This is a genomic window from Rhodococcus sp. 05-2254-6 (genome assembly GCF_002258565.1).
In the GTDB taxonomy this organism is placed as follows: Bacteria; Actinomycetota; Actinomycetes; order Mycobacteriales; family Mycobacteriaceae; genus Rhodococcoides.
Map to the genome: position 1 here is coordinate 19386 of NZ_NOZF01000195.1, position 10579 is coordinate 29964.

The 10579-nt window shown below is 66.6% G+C and carries 11 protein-coding genes and 1 riboswitch; of the genes, 2 read left to right on the forward strand and 9 right to left on the reverse strand.

Annotated features, from left to right (window positions below):
* Positions 1 to 16: 16 nt before the first annotated feature.
* The 3 genes from CH256_RS27385 to CH256_RS27395 all read right to left on the reverse strand — a co-directional run bounded on the left by CH256_RS27385 (position 17) and on the right by CH256_RS27395 (position 4760).
* Complete coding sequence (locus tag CH256_RS27385) at positions 17 to 685, reverse strand: DUF3239 domain-containing protein (RefSeq protein ID WP_068047891.1); 669 nt, start codon at positions 683 to 685, stop codon at positions 17 to 19.
* Between the two features lie 39 nt (positions 686 to 724).
* The gene (locus CH256_RS27390; protein WP_094639782.1) at positions 725 to 2380 is read right to left on the reverse strand and encodes a DNA repair helicase XPB; all 1656 of its coding nucleotides are present in this window, start codon (positions 2378 to 2380) and stop codon (positions 725 to 727) included.
* A gap of 88 nt (positions 2381 to 2468) precedes the next feature.
* Positions 2469 to 4760 carry a helicase-associated domain-containing protein gene (locus CH256_RS27395; RefSeq protein ID WP_094671543.1) on the reverse strand — a complete coding sequence of 764 codons (2292 nt, stop codon included), beginning with the start codon at positions 4758 to 4760 and terminating at the stop codon, positions 2469 to 2471.
* 61 nt (positions 4761 to 4821) lie between these two features.
* On the opposite strand from CH256_RS27395, the gene CH256_RS27400 reads away from it, so the two are divergent.
* A complete protein-coding gene (locus CH256_RS27400) occupies positions 4822 to 5010 on the forward strand; it encodes a hypothetical protein (RefSeq protein ID WP_008719333.1) in 189 nt (62 codons plus the stop codon).
* Positions 5011 to 5090: 80 nt separating this feature from the next.
* Here CH256_RS27400 and CH256_RS27405 read toward each other — a convergent pair whose 3' ends face one another.
* The 3 genes from CH256_RS27405 to CH256_RS27415 form a co-directional block, all read right to left on the reverse strand.
* Positions 5091 to 5702, reverse strand: a complete 612-nt coding sequence (locus CH256_RS27405) for a resuscitation-promoting factor Rpf1 domain-containing protein (RefSeq protein ID WP_068047889.1) — start codon at positions 5700 to 5702, stop codon at positions 5091 to 5093.
* Positions 5703 to 5710: 8 nt separating this feature from the next.
* Positions 5711 to 5912, reverse strand: a riboswitch (cyclic di-AMP (ydaO/yuaA leader).
* Positions 5913 to 6188: 276 nt separating this feature from the next.
* Positions 6189 to 6563 (reverse strand): YccF domain-containing protein, encoded by a 375-nt coding sequence (locus CH256_RS27410; RefSeq protein WP_037187421.1) that lies wholly within the window; start codon positions 6561 to 6563, stop codon positions 6189 to 6191.
* Between the two features lie 2 nt (positions 6564 to 6565).
* Entirely contained in the window at positions 6566 to 6784 is a 219-nt protein-coding gene (locus CH256_RS27415) for a hypothetical protein (RefSeq protein WP_082898830.1), read from the reverse strand.
* Between the two features lie 197 nt (positions 6785 to 6981).
* Here CH256_RS27415 and CH256_RS27420 point away from each other — a divergent pair, with 197 nt between their 5' ends.
* A complete protein-coding gene (locus CH256_RS27420; RefSeq protein ID WP_008719325.1) occupies positions 6982 to 7398 on the forward strand; it encodes a cold-shock protein in 417 nt (138 codons plus the stop codon).
* Positions 7399 to 7411: 13 nt separating this feature from the next.
* Here CH256_RS27420 and CH256_RS27425 read toward each other — a convergent pair whose 3' ends face one another.
* The 3 genes from CH256_RS27425 to CH256_RS27435 all read right to left on the reverse strand — a co-directional run bounded on the left by CH256_RS27425 (position 7412) and on the right by CH256_RS27435 (position 10555).
* On the reverse strand, positions 7412 to 7924 hold the full coding sequence (locus CH256_RS27425; protein ID WP_068047880.1) for a DUF2771 domain-containing protein: 513 nt from the start codon (positions 7922 to 7924) through the stop codon (positions 7412 to 7414).
* On the reverse strand, positions 7921 to 9522 hold the full coding sequence (locus CH256_RS27430) for an MFS transporter (protein ID WP_373454888.1): 1602 nt from the start codon (positions 9520 to 9522) through the stop codon (positions 7921 to 7923). The genes CH256_RS27425 and CH256_RS27430 overlap by 4 nt, the downstream gene beginning before the upstream one ends.
* 202 nt (positions 9523 to 9724) lie before the next feature.
* Entirely contained in the window at positions 9725 to 10555 is an 831-nt protein-coding gene (locus CH256_RS27435; RefSeq protein ID WP_373454886.1) for a glutaminyl-peptide cyclotransferase, read from the reverse strand.
* Positions 10556 to 10579 lie beyond the last annotated feature (24 nt).

The following is a 10579-nucleotide window of genomic DNA, read 5'->3' on the forward strand; positions in this document are numbered from 1 at the left end:
TGGGTCGCTGCAGGCTCTAGCGCAGGTCGTCGGGAAGATCCGCCGGGTCGATGAGCAACTGCTGGTTCTTGGCCGTGCGGACCTTCTCCGACAGGCCGATGTTGGCGTGCAACAACGCCCACTCGCCCTCGGTGATCTCCCGGGTGGCGCGTGCGATGACCGCCGGATCGGTGGTTCCCCAGGCGATGGGCATCACCGAGGCCAACTGCCACGCTCGCCCGCCGGTGTTTCGGCCACGGTCCGCGAGAACCGACACCGCGGGAACCTGTGCGCCCCGCTCGACGGCGTGTCCGGGCAGGGCCCGTACGACGCGGGTGATCAGCACATAATGCGGCTCGTCCACCCCGGGCTTCGCGATGTCGACCAGGGCCAGTAGCGTCGCTCCACCCGGTAACTTCTCGGCCACCACCGCCGGCACCAGATCGCCTGCGCCATATTGTGATTCGATGGAACCCATCTTTCGGGGTGCCCACAGCATCACCCAGAGCGAGGTGGCCGCCGCGATCAGGAACACCGCGCCGAGGATGTACGACCACGGGGCGGCGATCCAGATGAACCACGCTCCCAGTGCGATGAGGAACACGGCGGTGAGCGCTGCGGATGCCCGCAACCGGCGAAGCTCGGTGAACGTCTCGTTGACCGACTTCGCGTGGGCTACGTCTACAGGGAACTCGAACTTGCGCACACAGGTATTCCTAGCACGGCACCGAGCCGACCCGAAGTCTCAGATCGCCGGACCGAGCAGATCGTCCGCGTCGGTGATGCGGTACGCGTAGCCCTGTTCGGCGAGGAAGCGCTGACGGTGGGCTGCGTACTCGGCGTCGAGGGTGTCGCGGGAGACCACCGAGTAGAAGTGCGCCTGACCACCGTCGTGCTTCGGCCGGAGCAGTCGGCCCAGGCGCTGAGCCTCTTCCTGCCTGGAGCCGAACGTTCCCGAAACCTGGACTGCCACAGAGGCTTCCGGAAGGTCGATCGAGAAGTTCGCCACCTTGCTCACCACGAGCGTCTGGATCTCGCCCTTGCGGAACGCGTCGAACAGCACTTCACGTTCCTTGTTCTTGGTCGAGCCCTGAATGACCGGAGCGTTCAGCGCTTCACCGAGCTCGTTCAACTGGTCGAGGTAGGCGCCGATGACCAGCGTCGGAGCATCTTGGTGTTTGGCGAGGATCGATTTCACGACGGCGATCTTCGTGTGCGCCGTCGAGCACAGCTTGTAGCGCTCCTCGGGCTCGGCCACGGCGTACGACATGCGCTCGGCATCGGTGAGGGTGACGCGAACCTCGATGCACTCGGCCGGCGCGATCCAGCCCTGTGCCTCGATGTCCTTCCACGGTGCGTCGTAGCGCTTGGGCCCGATCAGCGAGAAGACGTCGCCCTCGCGGCCGTCCTCGCGGACGAGCGTCGCGGTGAGGCCGAGGCGTCGACGCGACTGCAGATCGGCTGTCATGCGGAACACCGGCGCGGGGAGCAGATGCACCTCGTCGTAGATCACCAATCCCCAGTCGCGGGAATCGAAGAGTTCGAGGTGCTTGTACTCACCCTTGGTACGACGCGTGATCACCTGGTACGTGGCGATTGTCACAGGGCGAATCTCCTTGCGCTCGCCCGAATACTCGCCGATCTCCTCCTCGGTGAGCGAGGTGCGTGCAATGAGTTCGCGCTTCCACTGCCGACCGGCGACGGTGTTGGTGACCAGAATCAGCGTGGTGGCCTTGGCTCTGGCCATAGCGGCCGCGCCGACCATCGTCTTGCCTGCGCCGCAGGGCAGTACGACGACTCCCGAGCCGCCGGCCCAGAAGGAATCTGCTGCCATCTCCTGGTAGTCGCGCAGCGTCCAGTTGCCGCCCTCGGTGTCGAGCTCGATGGGGTGAGCTTCGCCGTCGACGTAGCCGGCGAGGTCCTCGGCGGGCCAGCCGATCTTGAGCAACATCTGCTTCACGTGGCCGCGTTCGCTCGGATGCACGATCACCGTGTCCTCGTCGACCATCGCGCCGAGCATGGGCGCAATCTTCTTGTGGCGCATCACCTCTGTGAGCACCGCGCGGTCCAGGCTGATCAGCACCAGGCCGTGCACCGGGCTCTTGACCAACTGCAACCGGCCGTAGCGTGCCATCGTGTCGACGATGTCGACCAGCAGCGGCTGCGGCACTGCGTAACGCGAGAAATTCACCAGCGCGTCGACCACCTGTTCGGCGTCGTGGCCGGCGGCACGGGCGTTCCACAGTGCCAGCGGGGTGATGCGATAGGTGTGCACGTGCTCGGGGGCACGTTCGAGCTCCGCGAACGGTGCGATGGCCGCCCGCGCTGCACCCGCGAGTTCGTGATCGACCTCGAGCAACAGCGTTTTGTCGGACTGGACGATCAGCGGGCCGTCGGTCACGGTTCCTCCTAGAGACATCTGCTGCGCCCGAAAGAGCGCAACTTCTCCATTGTCCACAGGTAGGGGCGTGCGTGCACGTGAGCCCGGTCTACTCGACCAATGCGACCGAGGTGATCCGGTGCAGGGTGAAGCGCCGAACCCCACCGGTGGCGGGGTCGAACGCGTCGAGTTGGCCACCGCCGATGCTGATCGGATCGACGATGCGATGGGTCGCCACGCCCTGGGCGTCGACGTAGCCGATGCTCACGCTCCGTTTGACCTTCGCCGCGGTCTGCAGGAGCGTCATCGTCGCGGTGCTGCTGGCCCGAGACCCGTCGGCGCGCACCACGGCGCCGCCGTTGCCTGCCGCTCTGTCGGCAGCGCGCATCCCGCGCACCAACGAACCCAGCTGTTCCTCGGTGGGGACGGCCGGAGTGCGGAACGCCTGGCGTGGCCGCCGCGCCGACACCCTCGACCCGCGGGCACGCAGATCGACGATGGTGCCGGACGAGTCCTCGCCCGCAGGCGCGAATCCTGCTCCGCTCAGGACCGTCAGTACTTCGGCGAGCGGGGCCTGTGAGATCGCGACGGTCGGAGCCAGCGCTCGCAGGGCCAACGATTCGGCTGCCGGGGATGCCATCACCTCGGCCAGCAGTGCCGGGTCCTCGCACCTGACGAACGACGCGGCGACGCCTGCGCGCAGGCGGCCGTGCCGACGAGCCACGTCGTCGATCAGGTAGGTCAGAGCCTGCGGCACCGGCGTTCTCGAGTGGGTGGCGAACAACGCGTGCAGCTCGGAGGCGGTCAGTCCCACATCGAGAGCGCGGCGCAGGCTGGTGTCGCTGATCCGGTACATCGTGGCTGCGCCCGCGGATTCCACGTCGGCGACCAGTTCGATTCGATCCTGCAGGTCCGGCTCGAGCGGGCCGGGCGCCACCAACGTGAGGTCGGCTTGCACCAGGACGTAGTCGATGGGCTCGGGCAGGGCAGCACGCATGTCTGCCTCGGCATTGCCGTCGTGCAGCAGGGAGCGGCCCGGGGTCGAGATCGCCCCGCGAGCGACGATGCCGAGAGCGGTCGCTTCGGCGAGAACATGTCCGACGGGTGTGACGCCGAAGCGCCCGGACCACCGGGGTCGACGCCAGGCCAGGGTGCGCGCGAAGTCGGCGGGCTGCGCTGCGTGTCCACTGCCGAGTTCTGCGAGCAATTCCAGGATCATGCGTCGATCCCGCGGTGCGGCCGGAGAGCGGACTTCCTCGGACAGGGCGGCGATGGGTTTGTCGTTGGGGTCACGCATTCCGATGACCCAGGGTGCCCGCGGAACTTCGAGCCAGGCCGAGGCCAGGGTGTGCCAGCGCGCTGCCGGGGCGGCGGTGAGCCAGGCCTCGACCGCCGGTGTCGGGGCCCAGTAGTCGTCGCCGTTGTCGGACGCAGGAACCGGGTCCGGTGTTCCGCTCGAGATGAGGTGGGCGGCGGCCAGCAACTCGACGAGAACGCTCACTCGATCGTCGTCGAGGCCGGTGGCCTTGGTGATCTTGCGGAGCTCGCGCACTCCCAGTCCGCCCGCCTTGAGGGCGGGTGCAGGCGAAGCGGACAGTGCCTCGATCACCGCGACGCAGTGCCGACCCAGCTCCAGTGCCTCTCCTGCGGCAGCGGCGTCGACGTCGGCGAGCGAATACGAGCTGGTGTCGAGTTTGGGTTCGGCGAGCGAGCGCGGGTCCGACATCGGTTCGCCGCGCAGGATCTGGCCCACTTGGACGGGCAGCTCGACGGTTTGTTCGTCCAACCAGATCAGCAGACCTGCGGCGAGCAGCTTCTGGACGGGTCGGTCCGGCGGCGTGCCCGGTGCGGCGTCGCGGGTGCGGCCGGTGGGGGACGATCTGGCGAGGGTATCGAGAAGGCCGCGTTCGCCGTCACCGAGTTCGGCCAGGGCCGCGGTGATGTGGGCCTCGGTGAGGTTGTCCACCGGGTCGAGTGCGCGACCGATGCGCCACGGCACCGCGTCCGCCGCTGCGGCGCTGATGCGGAAGCCTGCTGCATCGCCCCACACCAGCAGGCGTTCGCGCAGCTGGGACAGTGCCTTGTCCACGCTCTTGGCCGGTGCGCGTTTGGCGACCACGGCCAGCAGCGCGGCGCGGGTGACGGGCCGCTCGTACGCCTCTTCGATGGCGAGGATCTCGAGGACCGTCAGAGCGAGGGTGTCGAGGGTGTCCGCGGTGTGCAGGATCGATCGGCGCTGCTCGGCCCGTCCGGCCAGTACGGCAAGGGATGCGGGCGGCGGCGCGGTCAGATCCGGACGCAGCGACATGGCCCTGATCAGCTCGGCGTCGCTGCGAGCTGCGATCCATCGAGGCAGATCCGGGGGCGTATCGGTGTGTCGGTGCGCAGTCGTGTCGGTCATCGTCTATCAGATTAGAGACCTGGGCTGGTGCTTGCCGCAGGGCAGGTGTCAAAATAGGCGCATGGTGAACAAGTCGAAGAAGCCCTATGTCGATCCAGGCTGGCCGGAAACCGCTCGCGGTGACCACGCGGTGACCGAACTCTCGTCCGCTCGCTCGGGTGGCTTGTCACCCTTCGGCGAGGACACCGAGTTCCCGCTGCCCGTCGAAGACCTTCCGTACGCCCATCCGGTGACCGTGGTCAATCGCTAGCCGCGGCCCTCGAGCACGAAAGAAGCCCCCGACAATCCGTCGGGGGCTTCTTTCGTACGAGCTGAACCGTCTCCGGGCGCTTACTGGGGCAGGAATGCCTTGTTTGCCTGGTAGAAGTTGACGATCTGAGGATCGAGCTGGATGCCCTGAGCCGCGTTCTGCACGAACGAGGCGATCTGCGGATCGTTGGTGAGGTTCTGGACGGCGGTGACGATGCCCTCGACGACCTCGGCCGAGTTGTCGACTGCCGGGATGGACGTCAGATCGGGCAACGCGGGAGCTTCCGGTGCCTTGGGGGTGACCGGAACACTGCGCTCGGTGGGCGCGCTGTTCAGGCCGAGGCTCGAGGAGCAGGACGGCCATGCGCCCCAGCCCTGCGAGTCGAGGACCTTCTCTGCGACTGCGATCTGCTCTTCACGGCTGGCCTGGTTGGCCGTGGCCGCGTACTGCTGGCCGCCGTGCGCGTTCCAGGTGCTGGGGGAGAACTGCAACCCACCCTGGTAGCCGTTGCCGGTGTTGATGCCCCAGTTGCCGCCGGCTTCACACTGTGCGAGGCGGTCCCAGTCGGAATCCGGTGCCGCGTTCGCGGTGCCGGTGAAGGCGATGCTTGCGGTGCCCATGATGGCTCCGGTGACTGCGACCTTTGCGACGGTCTTGCCAGTGGTGCTCGGCTTGCGATGACGTCCGCTCATACGAGTTGAAATCCTCTCCACACGCGCCTGCGAGGTCAGCTGTCGGGTTCGGGCTGAGAGGTAGCCCGGCCGTCTCACACACTCCTGCGAGTGGGCAATTGGGCTTCACCCCAAGGGAAGTCGGCGCGACTTCGTGAGTCGCTACAACTTCCCGGTTGTCCGTGGAGGGACGTGGGTCCCCCGTCCTCGTCCCCTGGGTGATCGTCGAGGGTGTTCCGGTTCCCGCGGGACGAGGTTTGGCGCTGCGGGCCGGAATTCGGCCGAACTTTCCGGCCGCTGCTGACCGTACTGAAATTCCCGCCTTACGTCACTATTTGGTAACTGTCGATTTCGGAGCGTCGCCGAGAGCACATTTTGTACCTCTTTCAGGTCGCTCGAGTCGGCCCAGCTAGTGGACGTGCCGGGCATTGAACCCCTGTCCGTTGCCTGTCCGTTACCGGAGCGTGATGTGATGGAAGTCACATCGACGGCAACCGGTTCCGGAGGTCACCGAACGGCAACGATGTCCTTGCCGAGGGGCATCAGGGATACGGGGATCATCTTCAGGTTCGCGATCGCCAACGGGATGCCGATGATGGTGATCGCCATCGCGACGGCGGTGACCACGTGAGTCAGGGCCAGCCACCAACCGGCCAGAATCAGCCACAGCACGTTTCCGACGAGCGCACCGGATCCGGACCCCGGCTTGTCGACGATCGTCGATCCGAACGGCCACAGCGCGTAGACGCCGATGCGGAACGACGCGATGCCGAACGGAATGGTCACGATCAGGATGCACAGCAGCAGTCCGGCGAGGAAGTAGCCCAGTGCCAGCCACAGGCCGCCGAAGACCAGCCAGATGACGTTCAGTATCAACCGCATGGTCAGCGCGCCCTTCGTCCGGATGCCAGCGCGTAGCCCAGCGCCAGCACGAAGCCGGTCGGCGCGGAGAACATGGCCGTCAGATAGAGCCCGAGTGGGGGCTTCGCGTCGGAGAAGATCGGAAACATCAGGATCGCGACGATGGCGACGAGGCCGATCGCGAACAGGGCCAGCGCGATGCGCAGCAGAGCGGTGCTGCTCTTACGGGTCGTTGTGTCCACATCGACCACGGTAGTGCGAATCGCGACGCTGTGAAGAGCGCCGTGCGGTGAACAACTCGAATGCTCTATCCGGGCTCACCGCGCTAGACTGGTGTATTCGCGTCCTACGTCCTCGTGGGGCGCGAAACTTGTGCGGGTCGAACATCGGTCCCACGGACAACGCAACTGTCACAGCAACAGATGAACGGGTGAGCTCAGTGCCGACCGGCAAGGTGAAGTGGTACGACGTCGACAAGGGATTCGGATTCCTCTCGCAGGAGGAAGGCGAGGACGTCTACGTGCGTTCCTCGGCGCTGCCCGAGGGCGTCGAGGGCCTCAAAGCCGGTCAGCGAGTCGAGTTCGGGATGGCCGCAGGCCGTCGCGGACCGCAGGCGTTGAGCCTGAAGGTGCTCGAGCCGGCACCGTCGGTGCGTCAGAACACCGGCAGCACCCGCCGCGAACCCGTCGAGCGCAAGCACACTCCCGACGAGCTGCACGGCATGGTCGAGGACATGATCACGCTGCTCGAAGCGACGGTGCAGCCCGAGCTCCGCAAGGGCAAGTACCCGGACCGCAAGATCGCGCAACGCATCTCCGAGGTGGTCCGGGCCGTCGCCCGCGAGCTCGACAGCTGATCTCGGGAACGACCTACGGCAGCGTGCCGATCGACCAGATGGCGTGGCTGACGAAGCCCTCCTGATTGGTGTCGGTGTCGATGATGCCGGTGGGCAGACGCACTTCGATCCCGAGCAGGGTTCGGCCACTGTCGTCCGTGGTGGGCACCGTGACGCTGAGCCTGGTTCCCGGTTCGTTGAACGCGCTGTCCTCCACGACGTTTCCGCTGTCGTCGCCGTAGACCAGGGCGAGCACCCACGGAGCCGAGTAGACGGCCTCGGGAAGCGAGAGCTGCACCGTCGGAGCCTTGCCGACCTGGATTTCGGTGGTTTCTCCGACATTGGTGCACAGTGGGTCGCTGACGGCGCAGTACAGGTACGGCTCCACGTCGACGGCTCGGCCGTTGGCGTAGGCGGAGACGGTCGGTTCCTTCTCCGGCGCGTTCCCAATCAGCAGCGCGAGTACCGCGACGAAGGCAACGGCGACGACGAGTAGACCTGCGGCGACCAGGGCCGCGATCTTCTTGGTGCGGGGAGCGAGATTCACTTGGTCACGTTTTCGCCGAAGGAACCGTCGGACACTTCTTGTTCGACGTGGTCGGGGCGGTTGCCGCCGAAGCCGGGCAGAAGTGATCTGCCGCGGTAGGTGAGGAATGTCTGCACGAGCCCGATCGTAAGCAACACCGAGACCACGGTGAAACCGAGCCAGTACTCGGTGGGGAGCAGCACGCCGAGCGTGCCGCCCAGGACCCAGCACAGCTGCATGACGGTTTCCGATCGGCCGAATCCCGACGCGATCGATTCCGGCGGCAGATCGGCCTGCAGGGACGCGTCGAGGGAGACCTTGGCGAGTGCACTGGCGCTCGACGCGACGAGCGCTGCCACCGCTGCGGTGAGCAGGCTGTCGGTGACCGCGGCGACGACGGCCACGACTGTGACTGCGAGGGTGCAGCGAAGAACCACCAGGGACGGCCGGCCGAGCTTGATCCTGGCTCCGAGCGCGTTGCCGGAGAAGTTGCCGAGACCGGCGGCGGCTCCGACGAGTCCGAGCATCGCGGCCTGCTGAAGCGGCTCGTGTTCGGTACGGGATTTGGCGACGAACGCGATGTAGAGCGTCAGGAAGCCGGTGAGAATCCGGATGGTGCCGTTGCCCCAGAGCCCGACGATGACCGCCCGGCCCAAGGGTTGTCTGCGGTTCTTGGTGGTGCCCGACGCCGGGGGCGACGGGGGCGTGCGGCGGATGTTCTCGGTGGGAGCCCCGCTTCCGGCGTAATCGCGATCACCGTGCTGATCGGCGTGGTAACTCAAGGTTGCGGGCACTTCACCCTCGGTGATCTCCACCCAGGACGGAATGCGCATGCTCAGGTAGGCACCGAGCACGGTGATCGCGGCGACGAACCACAGGGCGCCCGGCGAACCCGCGACGAACGCGATGCCGCCGGCGACCGCCCCGGCCGCGATGGTGCCGCCGAGCAGACCGAACACCGTCAGACGTGAGTTGACGCGGACCAGGTCGATCTCCGGCGGCAGTACCCGCGGCGTCACCGCGCTCTTGAGCACCGCGAACGACTTGCTCAGGACGAGCATGCCGAGCGCGGCCGGATACAACACCCAGCTGTCGAAGTTGAACACCAGCACCACCGCCAACACGGTGCGCAACCCGAAGGACGTGGCGAGTGCGATGCGTCGGCCCTGCTGCAATCGGTCCAGCAGCGGACCGATGAGCGGGGCGATCAACGCGAACGGCGCGATGGTGATGACGAGATACAGCGCGACCTTGGTCTTGTCCTCACCGGTGGCGGCAGAGAAGAAGAGTGTGTTGGCCAGGGCGATCGCCAAGGCGGCATCCGATGCGAAGTTCGCCATGGTCGCGTAGGTGAGTGCCGTCAGACCGGACTTGTCGGCACCGTCGGCCTTCGCGGCTCGCTGGAACGATGCGATTCCCTTGCCGGTCAGCTCGCGTCCACGCATGGCGGCGACGCGGGTGACGGTCAGCTTCTTGGGCATCGGCGGCGGCTTGCGTGCGCCGGCCTTGCCGCGTGCCGCGGTGATCTGTTCGGTACGCGGCGGGTGCAACGGCGGCAACGGCTCGCGGCGGCTGGGAACATGGGGGGTCACAGGAGTTGCGGCCGGGTAGTTGGCCAGACCGGGGTGCTCGAGTGGGGCAGGAGCGGAGCCTGCGGAGTGACCGTTCGAGTCAGGAGCGGAGCCTGCGGAGTGACCGTTCGAGTCAGGAGCGGAGCCTGCGGAGTGACCGTTCGAGTCAGGAGCGGAGCCTGCGGGGTGAACCTTTTCGGGGTCGTCCGCACCCGGTGGGGTGTGGGGGAGACGTGGATCGTTCACGGTGTCAATTCTGTCCTACCGGCGCGGTATCGGTGAATTGCACCTCGAAGATCGTGGGCCAGTATTTGCCGGTCACGAGAAACCGGTCGGTGCCGGGGATCTGTGCGATGCCGTTGAACACGTCGGCACCCCCTCGTTGGGAGGCCGACATCGAATCCCACAGTGGGGTGCCGTCGATGACGGCCGTCACCGCGCCGGTCTCGGGGTCGATGCGCATGATGTCGAACGTCTGCCACACGTTGGCGTACACCGATCCGTCGTCGGCGCATTCGAGTTCGTTGAGGCGCTCCACCGGATTGCCGTCGAGTGTGACGTTCACGGTGCCCTCGGCCTCGAACGACGTGGGGTCGCGGAAGGTGAGGGTGGACGAGCCGTCGCTCATGACGAGGCGGTTGTCCGGCGTCTGCGTGCACAGCCCCCAGCCTTCGCCCTCGTAGTTGACTCGGCGTCGTTCTGTCAGAGTGTCCTGGTCTCGGGCGATCGCGACACCGTCCTGCCAGGTGATCTGCCACAGCGTGTCGCCGTCGACGGTGATGCCTTCGCCGAACAGGTCGGACGGCAGATCCACGCGATCGAGTTCGGTCATGGTCTCGAGCGACGTCCGCCTGACGAACGAGGAGCCTTCCAATCCGGTGCCCTCGTAGAGCACGTCGCCGTCGATCTCGAAGCCCTGAGTGAATGCGTCGTTGCCACGGTCGTATTCGCGCAGGATCTCGGTGGTCAGTGCCGGAACCGAGTCGGACGTCACCGGGGTCGGCTGCGTCGTCGACGAACAGGCGGACACGGCCAGCAGCGAGGCCACGAGGGCAGCGTGGGTGCGAGCACGGACGGTCATTGCACCCATGATGGCAGCCCGAAC

Excerpts from the sequence above, each read along its gene's own strand:
- CH256_RS27395 (WP_094671543.1), bottom strand. The coding sequence starts at position 4,760 with ATGACCGACACGACTGCGCACCGACACACCGATACGCCCCCGGATCTG.
- CH256_RS27400 (WP_008719333.1), top strand. The coding sequence starts at position 4,822 with ATGGTGAACAAGTCGAAGAAGCCCTATGTCGATCCAGGCTGGCCGGAA.
- CH256_RS27405 (WP_068047889.1), bottom strand. The coding sequence starts at position 5,702 with ATGAGCGGACGTCATCGCAAGCCGAGCACCACTGGCAAGACCGTCGCA.
- CH256_RS27410 (WP_037187421.1), bottom strand. The coding sequence starts at position 6,563 with ATGCGGTTGATACTGAACGTCATCTGGCTGGTCTTCGGCGGCCTGTGG.
- CH256_RS27435 (WP_373454886.1), bottom strand. The coding sequence starts at position 10,555 with ATGACCGTCCGTGCTCGCACCCACGCTGCCCTCGTGGCCTCGCTGCTG.